Genomic DNA, 21,492 nt, shown 5'->3' with positions numbered 1-21,492 from the left:
TTAGTTGGATAAAAAACGAATCGCTAGCGGTAAAATGCAGGATTCAACAGTTCTATGAAGCCTAAAGGAAGAAAACCAACTCTGGAGTCTGAATCATTCAGCTAGGCAGGGCATTGTCTAGTGCGAGAGTAGTCGTAAGACAAACGAAGGTTTGCTGGCTACGCCAGGATCGCAGAATCCTCGTCGCTTTAGCGCGAGGAGTATGTCAACAATCCTAAGCGTAAAGCCTTGACAATGGCTTGGGTACGACTCGACACCCCTAATTTTTCAAAAATCGAAGTTAAATGGGCTTTCACCGTCGCCACCGTCACAAACAGATGACGGGCGATCTGCGTATTCGGCTCCCCCTGCACCAACCAATACAGCACATCCTGCTCGCGCTCAGTTAAATGCAAGGACTTCACCAAGGGCAGGGATTGACTGGCGAGGTCTTGAAAACGGCGAAAAAAACAGGTGGCCACGTCAGGAGCCAAGTAGATTTTACCCGCTAACACCGTGGCGATCGCCGTCGGCAGTTGCTCCGTGACGGCCTCTTTAAACACATAGCCCTTCGCCCCACTTTGCATCGCCAGAAAAATCCATTGATCATCCTGATGCGCCGAGAGCACCAATACATCCCCCGCGTAGGCCTGTTCCTTCAGGTGTAACAGAGCATCCAAACCATTCAGGTGGGGTAACTCCATATCCAGCAGAATCATGTCGGGCTTTCGGGTTTGGATCAGATCTAACCCCTGTTCGACGGAATCCGCCTCGCCCACCACCTGCACCCTCACCGCTGTATCGGAGTGAGACAGACTGAAAAACCGGCGCAGGCCTTGCCGAAACAGCGGCTCATCGTCAATCAACACCACAGAAACCGATTCAGCAATTGTGCTCATAAACAAAACTCCCCTAACACGCCCAGCGTCCCCTGATTCGATGGATGGGGGAGGGTGATCTGGAATGCTGCGCCGCCGTGGGCACGATTCTCGACGCGAATCGTGCCGTGGTGTTCGTGGATGATATCGGCGGCGATCGCTAACCCTAACCCCGTTCCCCCTGACCGTTGGGAATAGAACGGCTCGAAAATATGGGGCAACACCGTCGGCGCAATGCCTGGCCCTTGATCGGCGATCGCAATCTGCACCCAATCCCCCGATACCGCCCCCCGACAGGACACCGTCCCCCCCACCGGGCTAAACTCCAGGGCATTGGTCACGACAATTTCCAACACCTGTTTTAATTTCCACGGATCAACCCAGATCCATAGGGGCTGAGTGGCGATCGCTAACTGCACCCGCCGCTCGGTTAACTGCGGCAATAACATCGTTTCTAAATCCGCGAACACCTGCTGTAGATTCGTCGCCATCAAGTGCAGCGATTGCGGCCCATGCAAATCCAGTAATTTCTTGAGATTATCACTCAATTCCGTCGCCGTTGTCCGAATCACATCGGCCTGGGCTTGGAGGGTTTCATCCGCTAACCCCAATTTGAGATTTTCCGCATAGAGGCGAATCAGGGCGAGGGGGCTGCGCAGTTGATGTTTGCCCCGTTGGAGGGTTTGCTGGAGAATGTCGAGGCGTTGTTGTTGGTGGGCGAGGGTCTGGGTGGCTTGGGCGTAGTGACAGAGGAGGCTAAGGAGTTGTTCAAGGTAGTGGGTTTGATTGCTCGAGAGCCGTTTTTCGCACCACAGGGCCGCATAGTGGGGCGTTGCACTCCCACTGGGCAAGGGGTAATGGTACAAGATGCCGAGGTCGGCGGGTTCGGTGAGGTGACGCACCGTGGGGGTGAGGTGGCGATGGCGGGAGGCCAATGGGCGAAGCATGGTGGTGAAGTGACTGGGTTCACCCCGGCTGACTTGGTGGCAATCCTGTTGGAGTTGGTGGAGGTGTTCGGGGCTGTAGTGGGGGTGCTGCTCGTTGCAATGGCAGAGGGGGATGGCGTTGGGGCATTCCCTCACCCACCAGATCGCGATCGCTCGCGTCGCCAGCAACATTGAATCTAGGGTTTGGTGTGCCACGGCCTCTAGGGCGGAGAGAGGCGGCGATGGCAGTGGCTCCGAAACAGAGGGTTGGGCTGAGAACATGACGAGGCGCAGGTGAGGGGCCTTGGACGCGGACTCTGCGTGCCTATCGATTCAGACTTCTATGATAACCGCCGATTTCTGAGATGCGAATGATTCTGGGGGTTTGAGGTTGTCCCGCTGACGCGATCGCTGCGACCAACCCCCAGAACCCCCAGAGAGCAGACTAGACCAAATTGGGGGTTTGGCGGTGGTGCGATCGCCACCAGCCCCATCCCACCGCCGCCCAATTGCTCACCACACAGGTCAGCCCCAACGCCGCCAAAACAAACGTCACCGGCGTGACCACCCCAATCATGAACCAAGTGGACACATGGAGAAAAAGAATCATCGCCAACCCCGTTCCCACCGTTGCCGTCGTGCAGAGGGTAGCGATCGGTTTTTGCCAATACAGCAAGACCAAGGTGTAGATGGCGACCAACAGCACGCAGGGAATCAAGACGGCACAGATCGCGCCGCAGTGCATCCGGGAAAACTCGCTTAATGCTGTGAATAGATTAATGGCTAACACGCGCTTATCTAGAAAATCGTGATTGAACTGCTCATATCCTATCGCTTGAGCCGAACACACGAGTGCAAACATTTCAAAGTATGAACAAATCTGACCTATTGGGGTCAAAACCTGGTTGACTGACAAAATTAGCCAGATCCCGGAAAGCCCTCACCCTAGCCCTCGCCCTCTGGGAGAGGGAACTGGGAAAATGAATCGGCTCCCCTCGCCCTCTGGGAGAGGGGTTGGGGGTGAGGGCTATCAAGTCAGTCAACCAGGGTCAAAACAGCCATTCTAGGGAAATGCCGACCCGACTATCTTTTTCGTAGCGAGAATTTTGTTTTTCGAGATCGGTGGCGAGTCTGAGGTGAGGCGCGATCGCATATCCCAAGGACAGGCTGGTAATCCCCACTTCCGCCGCCGTTCCCACCGAGACGAAACTCTGCTGTAGGGCAAGATCTGCCGCTCCCGTGCGGGACAGGGCAAACTGGACTTTAATTCCCAAATTGATCCCGTCGGTTTGTTGACCCTCGGTGGTGATGTGACGATAGCCCACCACGGGAGCGACATTGAAATAGTCCCCCAAGGGCCGGAGATAGTAGCGCAAATCGCCGCCCCAAGTGGCGCGATCGCCGCTCCAGGTGCCTTGATACCCCGCGCTCACCGTGGCGGCACTGTCCCCTAAAAACAGATCTTCAACGCCTACGTGCCAGCCCCCCTGCCCCGCCGTCGAGGGAAAATTTGAGTAGCCCAAACGCACCCGGGATCGAAAACTCGGATCATGGCGAATGTCATCCCCCACATCGGGAACAGCCTCTAGCCAACGCTGGAGGACGGGGCTTTCTTCCACCACGTCCGGATCGAGGTTCACCGCTTCTGGGGTCAGGGGTTGGGCCCAGAGGGCCGGGGTCAATCCCAGGGTAAATAGTGACGCAAAACCAAGGCAGAGATACCAGGACTGACGCATAAAACAGGATGAAAAAAGGATAGTAACGTTTTCAAGGAACGCCGCGACGGAACCGGATCGGCCCTTAGGGATCGTCGCCAAAACACCAAGCGATCGCCCCCAAACCCAGCAGCCCGATCACCCACCACCCCACTGTGCCTAACCCGCGCAAGAGCGCCAACGCTTGCACCGACACAACACCGGAAATCAGCCAATTCAAACCGATGATTAGGAACGTGGCGATCAGTACAGGCATGGGGGGCTTTCTCAACTCTAGACTTGAATGTACACCAGTTTTAGAGCCATTGAATTCGTTTTGTACTTCCCTACGAGCGAATGGAGAGCGAGGGTGTGGCAGCTTCAGGACTGGCTGATGGTCGGGTGACTCTGCCTCGATTCGCTTTTACACTAAGGGTATTCACCCAGCTACAGAATCAACACGTCACATTGCGATCGCAGCTAGAAGCCTAACTTGCATTGCTGGGATTGAGGAGGTTAACACCATGGTATCGATCCGACAGTACTATCCCCTATTCCTGTCTTTAGTCATCAGCTTAGGAGCTAGCCCCGGCTTGGCCCAAGAGGCTAACTTTGGTGAATTAGCGGTTGCCCGTGGTTTTGATCGTGCCAAGGCAACGGTCATGGGAACCACCGGCGGCGCGATCCAACTCGCTGATCTGGCCGCTCAACGGGGAGGTAATGCCGTGCCTCCCGCTTGCCAAGCCACCGACATTTACACCAGCGAAACCCCTGACCACATCCTAACCGTAGATCCCAGTATCGAAACTCTCCGCTTGGCGGTGAACAACGGTGGCAAGCCGACGATTGTGATGGTGCAAGACCCCAACGGGGCGATTTACTGTAGTGCGATCGGGCGCGGCTTTAATGAAGATGCGGTATTGCAAGGCTTAGACTGGACGGCTGGGGACTATCACGTCTGGGTGGGGTCTGATGTTCCGGGGCGACAATATCGCCTCTCGGCCCGGGAATAAGCCCCATTTCCTGAACTTCACCCTGAATCATCGCTGTGATTGCCGACCCACCGATCAAGATAGGGCAGACGATTTGTCAAGCCCTATCTTTGCCATAGCTGAACCGCTAAGATCAAGCCCATATCAGACCGAAATAGTTATTAAGGGGTGTTTCCGGTGTCATCCTCACCGTTACCATTGATCGGTTGGCGTGAATATTTGACGTTGCCCGCTTTGGGGATTGATCCGATTAAGGCCAAAATTGATACCGGCGCGAGATCATCGGCGCTCCATGCCTTTGATATTGAACAAATCGAGCGGGACGGGATTGTTTTGATGCAATTCAAAGTGCATCCTCAGCAGCGTTCGACGGCCCTAACCATCGAGGCGGAAGCACCTCTTCTCGACCAACGCACGGTTAAAAGTTCCGGTGGTCATGCCCAACTGCGCCCGGTGGTGAAAACTTGGGTAACGGTGGGTGAGCAAACGTGGCCCATTGAACTGACGTTAACGAGTCGGGATCAGATGGGGTTTCGGATGTTGTTGGGCCGAGAAGCGATTCGCCGGCGCTTTTGGGTTGATCCGGGGCGATCGTATTTGCAGCGATCGCATCCCTAACCCCGCGTTGTTGAATCCTGCGAACGTCCCGGCAATTCTATCGAGGACGTTCAAACCTACCCCGCAATGGGTAGATAATTAACCTAACCCTGTTCTGTCTCCACTGATCATGAAAATCGCGATCCTTTCTCAAGATTCTTCTCTGTATTCCACCCGTCGGCTCCGGGAAGCAGCGGAAGAACGGGGGCATGAGATCCGGGTGGTGAACTATCTTCGCTGTTACATGAACATTACCTCCCACAATCCCACCATTGTCTACAACGGTAAGATTCTGGAAAATTTTGACGCGATCATTCCGCGCATTGGGGCATCGCGGACATTTTATGGGACGGCGGTGGTGCGACAGTTTGAGGTGATGGGGGTGTTTAGTGCCAATGAATCCCAGGCAATTTCGCGATCGCGCGATAAGCTGCGCTGCCTTCAGATTCTCGCCCGTGAAGGCATCGGTCTGCCGGTGACCGGCTTCGCCCATGCCACGGAAGATATTGACGGGCTGATCGATACGGTGGGGGGCGCACCCTTGGTGATTAAACTCCTCGAAGGGACGCAGGGCCTAGGGGTGGTGTTGGCGGAAACAAAACCAGCGGCGCGATCGGTGATTGAAGCCTTTCGCGGCCTCGAAGCCAATATTTTAGTGCAGGAATATATCAAGGAAGCCAAGGGCGCGGATTTGCGCTGTTTTGTGGTGGGGGGTAAAGTGGTGGCCGCGATGAAACGCCAGGGGCCGCCGGGTGAGTTCCGCTCCAACCTCCATCGGGGTGGGTCGGCGGCGGGGGTGAAGCTCACGCCGGAGGAGCGGAGTACGGCGGTGCGGTCTGCGAAGGCGATGGGACTGCGGGTGGCGGGGGTGGATTTGTTGCGATCGCACCATGGCCCGGTGGTGATGGAAGTGAATTCATCCCCTGGGTTGGAGGGCATCGAGCGGGCGACGGGGGTTGATGTGGCCGGTAAGATTATTGAATTTATCGCCAAGAATGCTAAAAACACCGGAACCCGCGATCGTATTCAGTTTTAGATCGTTATTGGCATGATCTTCGTGATCAGAGCGTGAGTGCAAGGGGCTGAAGCCCCTTGTCTGGGTTGTGTCTTAGGGCTTGAGGATTGCGCCAAAGTCGGCGAGGACGCGGGCATGGTTGCGAATCAAGCCGAGGAGATTGAGGCGATTATTTTGCACATCGGGATCTTCGGCCATCACCAAAACGCTGTCGTCACCATCGAAAAAGCGGGTGACGTGGGGGGAAATGGCGGCGAGACCATCTACGAGGCGTTGATAGTCCCGTTCAGCGATCGCTTGTTGGGTTTGGGGGAGCAATTTACAGAGGGTTTGGAACAGTTCCCGTTCCGACTCTTGTTCAAAGAGGTGGGATTGAATGACCTCGTAGGGGTTGAGTTCGTCCGTGGGGAGTGACCCTTTGGCAGCGAGGCGGGTGGAACGGTTGACGGTTTCGTAAAGTAGCTCTAGGGTTCGATTTTTGCGCAGAGACTGGAGGAAGCAGGCGCGATCGCGTAGATCACGCAGATTTTGCAACGCCCGCACTTCATAGTCGGGGTCGTCTTCCCCTAACACCGCATTTACCAAGTCATACTCAATCCCTAACTCATCTTGGAGCAATGTCCGCGCCCGTTGGATAAAAAAGCTCTGGAGGGCGGGGAACGGCGATTCGTACTCGGCATGGGCACTGACAAAGGCAGCGGCAAACTGTTCGAGCAGATCGAGGAGATTAATCTCTAAATTCGCCACCCAAATCACGTTAATCACCGCATTGGCCGCCCGCCGCAGGGCAAAGGGATCAGAAGACCCCGTGGGAATCATCCCCAAGCCAAAAATACTCACCAAGGAATCGAGGCGATCGGCAATGCCCACCACTTGCCCCGCCAGGGTTTGGGGTAGATCATCATCGGCTCCCCGGGGCAGGTAATGTTCAAAAATAGCCTGGGCCACCTCGTCCGATTCCCCACTGATGCGGGCGTATTTTTCCCCCATAATGCCCTGAAGTTCCGGGAATTCGTAGACCATCTGGGAAACGAGGTCGGCTTTGCAGAGGAGGGCGGCGCGTTCGATGGTGGCGGCGAGGTCGGGCGGTAGATTGAGTTGCTGGCTGATTTCGGCGGTGAGGTCAAGGATGCGATCGACTTTCACCTGCATGGAGCCGAGATCCGCTTGGAAGGTGATGGTTTCCAGTTGGGGGAGGTTGGCTTCGAGGGGTTCATCACAGTCGGCATCGTAGAAGAATTTACCATCGGCAAGACGAGCGCGGATGACGCGGGCATTGCCAGCGGCGATGATGTCGGCTTTTTGGGGGTCACCGTTGGCGATGGTGATGAAGTGGGGCAAGAGTGCGCCGTTGTTGTCTTGGATCGGGAAATAGCGTTGATGGGTGACCATGACGGTGGTGATCACTTCCGAGGGGAGGGCGAGGTATTCGGCTTCAAAGGTTCCGACGACGGCATGGGGGGCTTCGACGAGGTTCACCACTTCGGCGAGGAGGTCGGGGGGAATTAGGGCGCGGCCATTGACGCTTTGGGCGGCGTGGTGAATTTGGTCGAGAATGTGCGATCGCCGTGCTTCGGGATCAACCATCACGGCTGCGGCGGCAAGGGTGTCGCGGTAGCTGGCCGGGTCGGCAATTTTAACGGGGTCGGGATGGAGGATGCGGTGACCGTGGGAGATGCGATCGCTGACGATCCGATCCGATCCACTGGTCAGGGTCACGGGCAACACGGCTTCATCCCAGAGGGTCACTAACCAGCGAATCGGCCGGGGAAACCGCAATTCACCATCGCCCCAGCGCATAAAACGCCGCCCTTCTAGTCCGGTAATCCACTGCTGCACTAAGTCCGGCAGGAGTTCGGCGGCGGGTTGCCCCAGATGGTGCTTGGTGACAAAGATAAATTCCCCTTTGGGCGTGTCGCGAATCACAAAATCATCAACACTGATCCCCTGCTTCTTGGCGAAGCCAGTGGCGGCGGAAGTCGGTTGACCGTCTTTAAAGGCGGCTTTGACGGGGGGGCCTTTAAGCTCTTCGCTGCGGTTGGGTTGTTGGGCGGGCACGTCGGTTAAGACCACGGCAAGGCGGCGCGGTGTGGCGTAGATCGCACAGTGCTGCGGGCTGAGGGTGGCGGCGCTGAGACTGGCAGGAATAAGGGTTTGCCATTGGGCGATCGCACTGGCAACAAAATCAGCCGGCAGTTCTTCTGTCCCAACTTCGAGTAAAAAATTCGGCATAACAATTCAAATTCAGTCACAGCGTTAATCAGGAGGCACAGGCCTCCCAACCCATTGTTGCATCTGTCGGGAACGTGCGATCGCTTTCCCCTAGGGACGGTTTAAACTCGGCCAATCTTGCCCCAGTTGGATCGTCAGATCCGAACTTAATTCGCCGGTACTTTCAACGCGCACTTCCCCAATGCCGAGGGCCAATTGCAATTGCATCGCCAGTTGTTCATCCCCTTGCTGGGCAATAATCCGGGTGGTGGCTAAGGGTTCATGCCAGCGATCGCCCATAAAAAAATTGCCATAGCCCTGCGATCGCAACTGCCCCTGCACCGCTGCGATCGCCGCATCACTGCCCGTACTGTCTTGGATTGCCACCCGCACCGCCCCCGGTCCTTGCAGCTCACCCAAGCTGTACCCTTGGCCAAAATGGGTCGCCACCATCTGCTGAATCCCCCGCTCGTTGGGAATCCAATAACTCACCCCCTGCTCTCCCGTCCCATTAAACGACCCCGGCAGCATCAACATCTGCACATCATCCCGCTTCGTATTGGCCGCAAACCCCGCCAGCGCCGCCAATTCTTCCACAGTCAAATTCGTATCAATACTTTCCTTGACCACATTGAACAGCTTCGGCAACTTCAGCAGCGTTTGGGGACGCAATGCCTGTTCAATCACCGCCCGGATTAACACCTGTTGCCGCTGCACCCGGCCAATATCGCCATATTTGTCGTAGCGAAACCGCAAAAACTGCATCGCCTTTTCGCCGTCGAGGTGCTGTTCACCTTCCTTGAGATCAATGTAGAGGTGTTGGCTGTGGTCGGTGTACTTCATATCCTTGGGGACGTACACCGTCACCCCTCCCAAGGCATCGATCAGTTTTTCCACCCCCTGCACATTAATCCGTAGATAGCGATCGATGGGTACGCCGTCGAGGGTGCGGCTGACGGTGCGGGCGGTTAAGGGTGCGCCGCCGTAATGGTTGGCGGCGTTGATTTTCATTTCGCCGTAGCCCTCGATATACACTTGGGTGTCGCGGGGAATGGAAAGGGCAGCAAGGCGAAACCGTTCCGGATCGAAGCGGATCAGCAGCATCGTGTCGGCTAATCCATCGAAGGAATCAACGAGGGCATGGTAGCCCAAATCATTGCGGGGGGAGCCTTCGAGGTCGGAGGTGAGGACTTTTGTGCCGAGAATGAGGAGATTGACGGGGCGGGTGAGTTTGGGAAAGCTGAGGCTGTCGTAGGTGATGGCCTGGTCGTCGGAGAAGATCGAGGCATCGTCTGAGGAGAGGAGCACGCGCCGCAGGGGAGTAGCAGAGAGGGAAATCGCTAACAGTGCGCCCGCGATCGCCGACACCATCCCGATCCCGGTCAATCCCAACCAAATCCACAGCCAACGCGGTTTTGGGGAAGCCTTGCCCCGGCTTTTCTTCCGATACTGGGCGGAAGCTGTGGGTTTACGAGTGGGTTGCGGTCGGAGGTTACTTTGTTTGGCCACAGATTTCTTCACGGCTGAGCGAGGAAGTTCCTCAGTAATCTAAACTGACAAGATGAGTCTTAGCAACGTTTTAATTCACACACCGATGCAGTCTTTCCGTGGAAAACGCTAAAAATGACCTCTTTAATTATCCGTTGAAAGGGGTCATTTTGAGGGGTTAACGGCTGTTGGTGGAATGATCCGAGGGAGACCTAAAGAGGCGCTGGGCAGCGGGACTCAACCCCGGAATGCGGAGCGATCGCCGTTGCCAGACACGCACCATTAACCCCACACAGGTTAAGACGTAAAGACTCGTTAGGGTTCCATCAAAAAACAAGAGGCGAAACCGAAACACCGTATCCGCCGCTTGGGCAATCCCCAACCCGGTCACCGCCGACGCACCAATCCACAGCCCCAAGAGGAGCAAGGCTAAACGACTGGTCGCTTTTTGCTGGGGGGAACTCTGGGGATGGATCAAAAACCACAGCGCCGGCATCGACCCGAACACCGGCACGAGGGTGAAAAACAGTTGAAGGCGTTGGAGGGGTTGCTCGTAGAATGGATCAGGCGTAGCCATGGTGCGATCGCCTCACAGAAAACGGCGGGCTTTGTTGTCCATCCTAATCCCATTTTGCTTGAGTTCCCATGCAATTGAATGCCGACCTGCGGCAAGGGGGGGATTAGCCGGGCGAGGCGGATGGGGGGGAGATTGTGCGATCGCATCTGACCGGGCTTGGTATAATGAAAGACCACAATCCCGACCGATTTACCGGACATAAAACTTAACACGGCCCGTAGATTTCGCAATTGTCGGTCACAATCCCTCAACGTTATAGATAGTTCTAATCGATTCGTCCTATGGTTCAGACCCCCATCAACCCCACGCCCAAAGCCCCCTCCAAGCTCGAAGGCATCAAAGAACGCAGCAACCAACTCCGGGAACCCCTCGCCACCGAACTTCTCGAAGACACCACCCACTTCACCGAAGCTGCGGTTCAACTCCTCAAATTTCACGGCTCCTACCAGCAGGACAACCGCGACAACCGCGTCAAGGGTCAAGAGAAGGACTATCAAATGATGCTCCGCACCCGCAGCCCCGGCGGTTTCATCCCCCCAGAACTGTACCTCACCCTCGATCGCCTCTGCGATCAATACGGTAACCACACCCTCCGCACCACCACCCGCCAAGGGTTTCAACTCCATGGCGTGCTCAAACGCAACCTCAAAACGGTGATCAGTGACATGGTGCGGAGTATGGGGTCTACCCTAGGGGCTTGTGGGGATTTAAACCGCAATGTGATGGCCCCACCTGCGCCCTATAAAAATCAGGCGGCCTATGGCTATGCCTGGGAATACGCCGATAAAATTGCCGATCTGCTCACCCCCCAAACGGGAGCCTATTACGAAATTTGGCTCGATGGGGAACGGGTGATCAGTGCCGAAGAAGCCCCCGAAGTGAAGGAAGCGCGGGCGAAAAATACCCATAACACCAACTTCACCCAGTCCGAAGAACCGATCTACGGCACGCACTACATGCCCCGCAAGTTTAAATGCGTGGTGACAGTGCCGGGGGATAACTCGATTGATCTCTATACCCATGATTTGGGCCTCGTGGTGATCACCGATGATCACGGGGCGTTACAGGGGTTTAATGTCTATGCGGGGGGCGGCATGGGGCGCACCCATAACAAGGAAGAGACCTTTGCCCGGATGGCGGATGAGATTGGCTATGTGGCGAAGGCGGATGTGTTTGATCTGGTGAAGGCGGTGGTGGCAACCCAGCGGGACTATGGCGATCGCCACAATCGCCGCCATGCCCGGATGAAATATCTCCTCCATGATTGGGGGGTGGCGAAGTTCAAAGCCCAAGTGGAGCAGTATTTTGGTCAAGCGATCGCCCCGGCTCAACCCCTCCCCGCTTGGCAGTATTTTGATTATCTCGGTTGGCATGAACAGGGTGATGGGAAGCTCTTTTTTGGCCTGTCGATTGAAAATGGTCGGGTCAAGGATGAGGGCGAGTTTCAACTCAAAGCCGCCCTGCGCACGGTGATCGAAGCGTTTCACCTGCCGATGCGCTTGACGGCGAACCATAACGTGATTCTGTACGAAATCGACCCGGCCCACCGCGATCGCATTACCGCCATTCTCCAGCAGCACGGCATTGTCACCGATCCCGATGCGATCGCGCCCCTGCACCGTACCGCCATGGCCTGCCCGGCCCTGCCCCTCTGTGGTCTGGCAATTACCGAATCCGAGCGCATCCTGCCCAGCATCATCGATCGCATCCAAGCCCTGCTCAAAACCCTGAAGCTCGGCGATGAAACCTTCGTGATTCGGATGACCGGCTGCCCCAACGGCTGCGCCCGTCCCTACATGGCGGAATTGGGGTTTGTGGGCAGTGGCCCCGAAGCCTATCAAATTTGGCTCGGCGGCAGCCCCAATCAAACCACCCTGGCGCGACCCTACGCCCAAAAAGTCCCCGATCGCGACCTGGAAACCTTCCTCGAACCGTTGTTCGTCTGTTTCCGGGAGCAGCGCCAAGGGACAGAAAGTTTTGGGGAATTTTGCGATCGCGTCGGGTTTGATACCCTGCGGGCTTTTGCCTCTACCTATGAACCCCGCAAAACGGGCCGCCGCATCCGCTACCGGGTCGGCATCCATGACGACATCTACGCCAAACTCAAAACCAAAGCCGCAACCACCAACATTTCCATGACCCAATTGGTGGCCGATGCCCTCAATGCCTATCTCGATGATTAATCGAGATTCTCCAGGGGATGCGATCGCATCCCCTGCCTCATATCAATTCTAAAAAACGTGAGTTCGACCCAATCCGGGTTTGGCAACCAAACCCCTACCCCATCGCTCCCGTAGGGGTTTGGTCACCAAACCCGTGCCATGGGAAATGCCTAACCGAAACTCAAGAATTGGGATTAATTCTGTTCGGGCAATTGTAAACGGCCATCGAGGGTAATCACCAAGGGAGAGCCGGGAAAATCCGTCGCCGTTAGCCGCCGGATCAGGGCGATACTTTCGCTGCGGGTGGAGCGTTGGGGGATGCCGCCGGGAGAGATCAGGACGGGGTAAATTTGGCCCCGTTGGAATACGCCGTTTTCATCCACTTCCACTTCCAAGACGAGGGAATAGGCGAGTTGGGCTCGGGTGGAGAGGGTGCGATAGCCGACGAAGTTGCCGAGGGAATAGGCGATCAGGCGACCGTTGTAGAGTTCCATGGCGCGGGGCACATGGGGGCCATGACCGAGGACGAGATCCGCCCCCGCATCCACCATCTGACGGGAGAACTCCACCACGTTGCCACGATTTTCGCCGTAGAAGTATTCCGTTTGGTTGCGGGTGGCCATGGCGCTTGTGCCTTCTGCGCCACCGTGGTAGGAGACGACGACAAAATCCGCGTTTGCCTGGGCGGTAAGGACGAGCGATCGCGCACTGCCCAGAGCCAAAATCGTATTGTGTTCCCGCCCATAACTAAAGCCAATCCAGCCGATCGTTACTCCGTTAATGTCGGTATAGACGATTTTGCCTTTGTCGCCCACCGCTGCCATGCCTGCCGCTTCAATGTGGGCGATCGTGTCTTGAAACCCTTGCGTCCCAAAATCCAGGGAGTGATTATTCGCCACACTGAGAACATCAAACCCCACATTCCGCAGCAGTTGGGCATACTCAGGGGGGTTCCGAAAGGCGAAGACGTTGGGGCGGCTCACATCTTTGCGGGAATGGGGCGATCGCGTCAAGGTACTCTCAAAATTCCCAAAGGTCACATCTGCCCCCTGCAAAATCGGGGCCATCTCTTCAAACAACACCTGGGGCTGAGGATGGAGGCGATTATTCGGAAAATTCGTGCCGGGCACAATGTCCCCCACGGCCCGAATCCGAATTCGGGTCGGCTCTACTTCGGTCACAGGACTCGGTTCCGGGGTGGGGCTGGGTTGTGGAGTTGGGGTCGGTTCCGGGCTGGGTTGTGGCGTGGGGTCTACCTCCGCCGGGGGGGTCGTGGAGGCGGCAGTGGGTTCGGCCACATCGGCGGGTACGCTGGGCGTATCTGTGAGGAGAAGATCCGGGTTCGGGATGTCTTGGCGATCGCCGTACCCCACACCCACCAAAAAACTCGCACTACAGAGCAACAGCCGCAGCATGATCTTATTGCCCACGGTCAACTCATCCGACCAAGTTTGGACAACCCGCCAATGGTTTTGGCTCCGTTGAGTCACCTCGGTCAGAATTGCAACTAACGCTGATCGATTAACAAACACAATATCCTCACACCAAATATACTGAGCCACGTTGAGGAGTAACGCAAATTACCCATCCAACCATCGGAAGCGATCGCCCCTATCTGTGATGTATAGCAATCAACAAGGGTATTCGGACAGGCAAGGGGCTTAAAACCCCTTGTTCCAGAGTCTCTGAATGTCCTAACCGCTCTGGCTAGTGCTATATCGATCCTCTGAGCCTGAAAAGTTGTTGAGGGTTTGGTCTCAATTCTTGACGGCCACAAAGACCCGACCCGCTTTCGGTTGGGGTCATCACTCGCCACTATACAGCAGTTTTTCCGTTAATTCCGACAGGATCGCACAATTCTAGCCGGGCTTGATCCTGTCCCCTGGATCATCGGGAAATGGGGTTGAGGAGTCGCGATCGCCTCCCCCCGGCTGAGCCGCTGCAATTCCTGGTATTCTTGCCCTCAAGTTCCCCTACTCGGCCGCTCTTCCATGTCTCGACCCACCCTCTACTGTGCGATCACCAATCACGGCTTTGGCCATGCCACCCGCCTCACCGCCGTCGCCGCCGAAGTTCAACGCCGCTGCCCCGATGTGCTGATTATTTTGACCACCACCGCCCCCCGTTGGCTCCTCGCAAGCTACCTACCGGGGGATTTTATTCTACGACCGCGAGCCTACGATGTGGGCGTGATTCAACCCGATAGTTTAACGATGGATCTCGCTGCCACCCTGACACAGTTGCAGCAATTGCGCGATCGCGCCCCCCAGATCATCGCCAGAGAAGTGGAATATCTCTGGACAAATGAAGTGGATTTAATCCTCGGCGACATTCCCCCCTTGGCGGCTTCGATCGGAGCAGCAGCGGGCATTCCGGTCTGGATGATGGGGAATTTTGGCTGGGATTTCATCTATCGCCATTGGGGGGGTGAGTTTATCCCCCTCGCGGATTGGATTGGGGACTGTTTTGGGCAGTGCGATCGCCTCTTTCGGTTGCCATTTCATGAACCCATGACCGCCTTTCCAAACATGACCGATGTGGGGTTAACCGGCGGCACACCCCGCTACAGCCGGGCCGAACTCGAAACCCGATTTAACCTCATCCCAAACCGAGAAAAGACCCTATTACTCACCTTTGGGGGTTTAGGAATTCAGCAGATTCCCTATAATAGAGTTAAGGACTACCCTAATTGGCAGTTCATTACCTTCGATCGTCACGCTCCAGATCTTCCCAACCTGCTTCCCATTCGTGATCGTCAGTATCGTCCAGTGGATCTAATGCCATTGTGCGATCGTGTGATCTCAAAACCGGGATTTAGCACCTTTTCCGAAGCCATTCGGTTAAAAATTCCAATTGTTTCACTCCAGCGGGATGGTTTTGCCGAAACCCCGCTCTTGATGCAGGGATTGCAGCAGTATAGCGACCACAAAATCCTTGATGCTGTCCGCTTTTTTCAAGGCGATTGGGATGCTTTGGAGCAGCCCCTCGACCCGCCCCAATCTTCACACCCAATCGCCTGCAATGGAACTGAGATCATCGCTACCGCTATCCTCGAACACCTCCTTCCCTAACACGGTTTTGCAACGGGCTGCCCGCCTGTGGCAGTCATCGGCCCAGACCGTGCCAGAGACAACCGTCCAGGACATTCATACCGTCCAGGACATTAATCCCAATGATGAGGCGACGATCTCAGACATTCCCCTAGAAGCTCCCCCCGCCACCGACCCCCCGCCGAAAAAACAACAACGGTTTTGGAGCACGATCGCCCTCGCGGCCCAAGATGTGCGATCGGTGTTAAATCAGCAACGTCAACAGGGGCAATTATTAACCACAAAATTGAATATTTTATTTGTGGTGAATGGGGCATTACTCACCAGTCTCACCCTGTCGCGGTTAATGTTTATTCCGAGTCCCTTTAGTATGGCGGAAATTGTCGGGTTTTTGGTGAATTTTACGCTGCTAATTAATGCCTTTTTGCCGCGTCAGATTGCCATTAGTCCGAACTTAGGCGACAACAAATTTTTGGAACGTTATCTGACGCTAACTCCCGAAGAATATCAACTCCGAATGATGGTGAATTTGGTGCATACTTATCAAGCCAATCAACAGCGGATTGATGATGTGTCTCAAACGTTAAACTATGCGGCCTATGTGACGTGGGCGATCGCCTTTGTGATTATGATGCATACCGTTGTGGCGTTCTTTTTTCCCGCATTGCAGTACAGTTATTCTCTATAACTTGGGTCTTACCGGAGAAGGAGTAAAATAATGATGTTGCCAAGATTATGCGGTTTTAACCCGATCGTTGAGGTGCGATCGCAGCCCAAGGATATCCAGTCCGTTCAACCGCTGTCGTCCTTGCAGGAGATCACTCCATGAACTCTGATCCTAGCCCTCGTCCCACCCAAGACCCATCTCCCCCCAAACCCAAGGGAGTTGACCCATCCCCCGATGTCCCAGCGGCGGATGCCTTGGACTTGCCCGAACCCGACCCGGATAATATTACCGTTCTGAGCAAAAAAGCGCCAAACCGGCCCATTTTGCCCTGGAACCACTATGATTCGCCCTGGGACGAGGCCGACGCTGAATCCTCAGATCATCCAGAACCTGACGCTGACGGACTCTCAACGGATGATCCCGATTCTGATGATCATGATCCTGATCTCGATGACCTTGATGAACCTGATGAAGTAGCCTAGGGCAGTCTAGTTCAGCGTGACGGTGCGTTACGCTTCGCTAACAGCACCCTACCGTTATGGCACAGCTAAAATAATGATTTATCGTAGGTGGGTTAGGCGGCTAAAATTTAGGTTATAACTGCAATCTGACAATCCGATGTAACCCACCTTTTAAAACGCGCCACGACACTAGGGCAGTCTAGTTCAACGTGACGGTGCGTTACGCTTCGCTAACAGCACCCTACTGTTATGGCACAGCTAAAATAATGATTTATCGTAGGTGGGTTAGGCGGCTTATACTCCCGCCATCACTATAGTTTAGAAATCCGCCGTAACCCACCGATTAACCCGTGTCATGCTACTAGGGGCGTTAGTGGGGAGGGTCGGCGAGGGTGAGAGCTTCGCGATGGGCGTGGGTGAGGGCGATCGCTTGACCGGAAATGTGAGCGAGAAGATGGGCCACATGGGCGGGCTGGAGTACCGTGCCGTCGTTGGTGCATTGGCCGGTGTAGCGGATTTGGGCGGTGGTGTCGTTGGCCTGGATGAGTTCGAGGCTGATCAGGCGATCGCGCAGATTAATTTCCTTCACCTTGCCGGATTTCGTGATTTTCTCAAAAGGAATCGACTCACTGGCGAGGGCGGCGGCGATCCAATCCGCCCAAGCCGGATTAGGTTGATCCGTGCTGAGATCGAGGGTGTAACGGGCTTCCCGCAGAAGTTTATTGGCGGAGGGGGCTTTCACGTCGATTTCTTCAACACGGTAAAGGGGCAGATCATCTGGGAAGGCTGCCTCTAAACGCTGGCGAAAGTCCTCTAGATCCATGGGTTCGGTGAGTTCAAAATCGACGATTTCGCCTTGGCTGGTCATGCCGAGGGAGAGGGCATTGGCGATCGCAATTTTCGGCCCCGGATGGAACCCATTAGTGAAGGAAATTGGCAGCGATGCCCGCCGGGTGATCCGGTCAAATAAACGCACTAGGTCAAGATGACTCAAGAGCCGGAACTCGCCCAACTTGCCGAACCAAACCCGGAGCCGTTGGGCGCGGGTGCTGTTGGGGCGAAACTGACCCTCAAAGGCTGGAATCGGCGGCACATCTTGAACAATATTGTCCCCAAAGGCCTCGCCACAGATCCCACATTGAGAGCACCCCTCAAAGGCACAGTCCGGCACAATTGTTTCTTCTAAGGCCCGTTGGAGATCCGCTTTGAGCCATTCTTTATCAATGCCGGTATTGATGTGATCCCAGGGTAGCGGCGCGTTGAGGCGTTCGTCCCAATCAAAGCGGCGTTTCCATTGGGGGGAGGCGGCGCGGAGGGTTGCGGTGCGGCCTGTGGCGGTGTTGTCCGCATCCATCACGTTCCATTCGCCGTTTTCGATTTTGCGATATTTCCAGGTCAGGCCGGAGGCGGCGATCGCGTCTTCCCAGGCTCCATAGGCGCGATCGATACTTTCCCACCAAGAATCCATCCCCGCCCCCAATTCCCAAGCGCGACGAATTACCCGGCCGAGGGTGCGATCGCCCCGCCCAACAAAATCCTCCATCGCCGAAATCCGCACATCGGTAAAATTCGCCTTCACCCCCCGCAGCCGTTTCAATTCCGCCCGCAGCAAGTCCTGTTTACGCAAAAATTCCGCCGTGGATACCGAATGCCACTGAAACGGCGTATGGGGTTTCGGCGTGAAATTGGAAATCGTTACCGTAAATTCCAACCGTTTCCGCCCTTGGATGGCGCATTCACTCCGCAACCAGCGCAGGGTTTCGGCGATCCCCAGCACATCCACATCGGTTTCCCCCGGCAAGCCAATCATGAAATAGAGTTTCACCTTATCCCACCCCTGCTCGACGGCGGTTTTAATCCCCCGCAGCAGTTCTTCATTGGTGAGACCTTTGTTAATCACGTCGCGCATCCGTTGGGTTCCGGCTTCGGGGGCGAAGGTGAGGCCCGCTTGGCGCGTGCCGCCGAGAATATTGGCGATATTTTCATCAAAACGATCGACCCGTTGACTGGGCAAATTGAGGGAAATATTTTCATCCTTGAGGCGGTTTTTAATTTCCATCCCCACGGCGGGCAGGGCGAGATAGTCCGAACAACTGAGGGACAGCAGCGAAAACTCGTTATACCCCGTAGCCCGCATCCCCTGTTCGATCGCATCCACCACCTTTTCCGGCTCCACATCCCGCGCCGGTCGTGTCAACATCCCCGGCTGACAGAATCGACAGCCCCGCGTACAGCCCCGCCGAATTTCCACCGTGAGGCGATCGTGAACGGTCTCCACGTAGGGCACAAGGCCGATGGAATAGGCCGGCATCGGGGCAGCGACGCGGCGCAGCACACGGGGCGGCACGTCGGGATGGTTGGGAACCACTGCGCCCGTTTCGGTTTGGTCGTAATACAGCGGCACATAGACCCCCGGCACTTGGGCCAGGTCGAGGAGGAGATCGCGCTTACTCAGGCCGGCGGCTTTCCCTTCGGCGATCACTAGGCCAATTTCCGGCAGTAATTCTTCCCCATCCCCCAGGGCGAAGAAGTCGAGGAAGTCAGAAAAGGGTTCAGGGTTTGATGTAGCGGTTTGTCCCCCGGCGAAGATCAGGGGAATGTCGGGGCGATCGCACCGTTCGGCGGCGGTGAGGGGAATTTGCGCCAGGGTGAGCATTTCCAGGATGTTCGTCGCCCCCAGTTCATAACTCAGACTGAAGCCGAGAATATCAAAATCCGTGAGAAAACGCCGCGATTCCAAGGCAAACAGGGGCGTATCCGTATCGCGCAATTTAGTCGCCAGATCGGGGGCGGGGAGGTAGGCGCGATCGCACAGTTGACGCGGCTGGGCATTGAGGATGTTGTAGAGAATAATATGCCCCAGGTTCGACGCGCCCACCTCGTAAATTTCCGGGTAGGTCAGCACCCAGCGCACCGTCGCTTTGTCCCAGGGTTTATGCACCGCGCCCAATTCATTACCCAAGTAACGAGCGGGTTTATTGATTTCGGGGGTGAGGAGTTGGTCTACGGTAACGGTCAAGGGGATGCTCTCCGAATCTTCAGTGCCCTATTTTAGCGTAGGAGACCCTGGAAGCGGGGCAGGGTGAGCATTCATCTTGAAGGCTGAGCAGTATCTCCCTAAACCCCTCACCCAACCCTCTCCCCCAGGAGAGGGCTTCTGGCTCCCTTCTCCTGGGGGAGAAGGGTCGGGGATGAGGGAAACCGATCGCACAACCCTCGGTACAATCTAAACCATTGATACAGACAAGCAAAAACGGGTCATGGTGGCGAAAAAACGGGTGATTGTGGTGGGGGCAGGCTGGGCCGGATTGGGGGCGACGGATCATCTGGTGCGGCAGGGCTATGATGTGACGCTGCTCGAAGCCAGTGCCCAGCCGGGGGGATTGGTGGCGGGGTGGCGGACGGCGGATGGGCGATCGCTTGAGGGGGGAATCCATGGGTTTTGGTATCCCTATCGCAATATTTTTAAACGGGTGAAAGACCTGGGATTGAAGCCCTTTACCCCCTTCACCCAGTCCCATCAATATTCACCCCAGGGATTAGAAGCGATCGCACCTCTGTTTCAGCAGGAATTCCGTCTCCCCTCCCCCCTCGGTACGTTTCTCTATACCCAATTCCCGCGTTTGCCCTTGAGCGATCGCCTCTCTGCCCTGCCGCTGCTCCGGGCGGTGATCGATTTCGATAATTCTGAGGAGGCGTGGCGACGCTACGACAAACGGACGGCGCGGGAACTATTCCAGGCCTACGGCGTATCGGAGCGGCTTTATACCGATGCCTTTAACCCGATGCTGTTGGTGGGGCTGTTTGCGCCGGGGGAACAGTGCAGCGCGGCGGCGGCCTTGGGGATGTTGTACTACTTTATTTTGGCCCATCAGCCGGATTTTGATGTGGTGTGGTGTCGGGGGACGGTGGGCGAGATGATTTTTCGGCCCTGGGTGCAGCAAATTGAAGCCCTAGGCGGCAAGGTCTTGACGAATCATCAAGTGACGGATGTGGTGCTCAATCATCAGGGGCAGGCGACCGGGGTGATCTGTGGCGATCGCCAACTGCCCGCCGATGCGGTGATCTTCGCCGTCAGCATTAGCGGGATGAAAAAACTCGTCCAAGCCAGTTCCACCCTGGCCCAATATCCAGAATTTCGGAATCTCTTGAATTTGGGCGGTATTGATGTGCTCGCCAGTCGGCTCTGGTTCGATCGCAAGGTGAAGATTCCCCAGCCCTCTAACGCCTGTTTTGGCTTTGACGACACCACCGGCTGGACATTTTTCGACCTCAACACCCTCCATGATGAATATCACAATGAGCGGGGCAGCGTGATTGAAGTGGATTTTTACCACGCTAATCAATTACTGGCGATGAATGATGCTGACCTCAGCCGCAAAATTCACCAGGATTTAATCACCTGCATTCCCGAATTCAGCGAGGCGACTATTGTCGATCAACGCTTCATCCGGGTCAGTCAAGGCGTGACCCATTTCGCACCGGGTAGCTATCAACACCTCCAGCGGGCCCAAAGTCCGATCCCTAACCTCTTGTTCAGTGGCGATTGGGTAATTACGGATCATGGGTCGTGGTCGCAGGAAAAAGCCTATGTGACGGGCTTAGAGGCGGCTAACCTGGTCTGTCAACAGTTGAAACGGGGCAAACCCGCCGAGATTATCTTAAATGTGCAAAGAAGACTCCCACTATAAAGCGAGTCCGAGTAGAGTTACCGAAGGTAACGGCGGACATGCCTTTTAGTGGCGAGATGAATTTGCACCAACAAACAAATCGAGCGACAGCGAGTCCTTTAATT

Annotated in this window: 18 protein-coding genes; 8 read left to right on the top strand and 10 right to left on the bottom strand. The window is 55.7% G+C overall.

The genetic code is table 11. The annotated features are described in order from the left end of the window. Positions 1-188 precede the first annotated feature (188 nt). The 5 genes from PN477_RS14000 to PN477_RS13980 all read right to left on the bottom strand — a co-directional run bounded on the left by PN477_RS14000 (position 189) and on the right by PN477_RS13980 (position 3,754). Positions 189-878 (bottom strand): response regulator, encoded by a 690-nt coding sequence (locus tag PN477_RS14000; protein ID WP_272116306.1) that lies wholly within the window; start codon positions 876-878, stop codon positions 189-191. After that, entirely contained in the window at positions 875-2,065 is a 1,191-nt protein-coding gene (locus PN477_RS13995) for a sensor histidine kinase (protein ID WP_272116304.1), read from the bottom strand. The genes PN477_RS14000 and PN477_RS13995 overlap by 4 nt, the downstream gene beginning before the upstream one ends. Before the next feature lie 163 nt (positions 2,066-2,228). Continuing rightward, positions 2,229-2,573 (bottom strand): hypothetical protein, encoded by a 345-nt coding sequence (locus tag PN477_RS13990; protein ID WP_272116302.1) that lies wholly within the window; start codon positions 2,571-2,573, stop codon positions 2,229-2,231. A gap of 259 nt (positions 2,574-2,832) precedes the next feature. After that, positions 2,833-3,519 (bottom strand): hypothetical protein, encoded by a 687-nt coding sequence (locus PN477_RS13985; RefSeq protein ID WP_272116299.1) that lies wholly within the window; start codon positions 3,517-3,519, stop codon positions 2,833-2,835. 64 nt (positions 3,520-3,583) lie between these two features. After that, positions 3,584-3,754: a hypothetical protein gene (locus PN477_RS13980; protein ID WP_272116297.1), complete on the bottom strand. Its 171-nt coding sequence runs from the start codon at positions 3,752-3,754 to the stop codon at positions 3,584-3,586. A 247-nt stretch (positions 3,755-4,001) separates the two neighbouring features. Between PN477_RS13980 and PN477_RS13975 the strand changes: the two genes are divergently transcribed. From PN477_RS13975 to rimK, 3 genes are all read left to right on the top strand, one after another. Continuing rightward, positions 4,002-4,490: a hypothetical protein gene (locus tag PN477_RS13975; protein WP_272116295.1), complete on the top strand. Its 489-nt coding sequence runs from the start codon at positions 4,002-4,004 to the stop codon at positions 4,488-4,490. Positions 4,491-4,667: 177 nt separating this feature from the next. Next, a complete protein-coding gene (locus PN477_RS13970; protein WP_272147357.1) occupies positions 4,668-5,087 on the top strand; it encodes an ATP-dependent zinc protease family protein in 420 nt (139 codons plus the stop codon). A gap of 109 nt (positions 5,088-5,196) precedes the next feature. After that, complete coding sequence (gene rimK / locus PN477_RS13965; RefSeq protein ID WP_272116291.1) at positions 5,197-6,102, top strand: 30S ribosomal protein S6--L-glutamate ligase; 906 nt, start codon at positions 5,197-5,199, stop codon at positions 6,100-6,102. A gap of 72 nt (positions 6,103-6,174) precedes the next feature. Here rimK and glyS read toward each other — a convergent pair whose 3' ends face one another. The 3 genes from glyS to PN477_RS13950 form a co-directional block, all read right to left on the bottom strand. Continuing rightward, positions 6,175-8,313, bottom strand: a complete 2,139-nt coding sequence (gene glyS / locus PN477_RS13960; protein ID WP_272116289.1) for a glycine--tRNA ligase subunit beta — start codon at positions 8,311-8,313, stop codon at positions 6,175-6,177. A 90-nt stretch (positions 8,314-8,403) separates the two neighbouring features. Further along, complete coding sequence (locus PN477_RS13955) at positions 8,404-9,813, bottom strand: LCP family protein (protein WP_272147356.1); 1,410 nt, start codon at positions 9,811-9,813, stop codon at positions 8,404-8,406. 145 nt (positions 9,814-9,958) lie between these two features. Beyond that, positions 9,959-10,357 carry a hypothetical protein gene (locus tag PN477_RS13950; protein ID WP_272116285.1) on the bottom strand — a complete coding sequence of 133 codons (399 nt, stop codon included), beginning with the start codon at positions 10,355-10,357 and terminating at the stop codon, positions 9,959-9,961. A 281-nt stretch (positions 10,358-10,638) separates the two neighbouring features. Here PN477_RS13950 and sir point away from each other — a divergent pair, with 281 nt between their 5' ends. Further along, on the top strand, positions 10,639-12,540 hold the full coding sequence (sir, locus tag PN477_RS13945) for a sulfite reductase, ferredoxin dependent (RefSeq protein WP_272116282.1): 1,902 nt from the start codon (positions 10,639-10,641) through the stop codon (positions 12,538-12,540). A 173-nt stretch (positions 12,541-12,713) separates the two neighbouring features. Here sir and PN477_RS13940 read toward each other — a convergent pair whose 3' ends face one another. Then, positions 12,714-14,051, bottom strand: coding sequence for a CapA family protein (locus PN477_RS13940; RefSeq protein ID WP_272147355.1), 1,338 nt, complete (start codon positions 14,049-14,051; stop codon positions 12,714-12,716). A 459-nt stretch (positions 14,052-14,510) separates the two neighbouring features. Between PN477_RS13940 and PN477_RS13935 the strand changes: the two genes are divergently transcribed. The 3 genes from PN477_RS13935 (at position 14,511) to PN477_RS13925 (ending at position 16,718) form a co-directional block, all read left to right on the top strand. Continuing rightward, positions 14,511-15,590 carry a glycosyl transferase gene (locus PN477_RS13935; RefSeq protein ID WP_272116277.1) on the top strand — a complete coding sequence of 360 codons (1,080 nt, stop codon included), beginning with the start codon at positions 14,511-14,513 and terminating at the stop codon, positions 15,588-15,590. Between the two features lie 7 nt (positions 15,591-15,597). Beyond that, positions 15,598-16,257 carry a hypothetical protein gene (locus tag PN477_RS13930; RefSeq protein ID WP_272116275.1) on the top strand — a complete coding sequence of 220 codons (660 nt, stop codon included), beginning with the start codon at positions 15,598-15,600 and terminating at the stop codon, positions 16,255-16,257. Positions 16,258-16,394: 137 nt separating this feature from the next. Next, positions 16,395-16,718, top strand: a complete 324-nt coding sequence (locus PN477_RS13925) for a hypothetical protein (protein WP_272116273.1) — start codon at positions 16,395-16,397, stop codon at positions 16,716-16,718. 349 nt (positions 16,719-17,067) lie between these two features. Here PN477_RS13925 and PN477_RS13920 read toward each other — a convergent pair whose 3' ends face one another. Next, on the bottom strand, positions 17,068-19,716 hold the full coding sequence (locus PN477_RS13920) for a TIGR03960 family B12-binding radical SAM protein (RefSeq protein WP_272116271.1): 2,649 nt from the start codon (positions 19,714-19,716) through the stop codon (positions 17,068-17,070). A 241-nt stretch (positions 19,717-19,957) separates the two neighbouring features. Here PN477_RS13920 and PN477_RS13915 point away from each other — a divergent pair, with 241 nt between their 5' ends. Continuing rightward, positions 19,958-21,388, top strand: a complete 1,431-nt coding sequence (locus tag PN477_RS13915; protein ID WP_272116269.1) for a hydroxysqualene dehydroxylase — start codon at positions 19,958-19,960, stop codon at positions 21,386-21,388. Positions 21,389-21,492: the final 104 nt, after the last annotated feature.

The organism is Spirulina subsalsa CS-330 (assembly GCF_028330765.1).
In the GTDB taxonomy this organism is placed as follows: Bacteria; Cyanobacteriota; Cyanobacteriia; order Cyanobacteriales; family Spirulinaceae; genus Spirulina; species Spirulina subsalsa_A.
The sequence above is the reverse complement of the archived record's forward strand: the minus strand, read 5'-3'. Positions and strand labels throughout refer to the sequence as shown.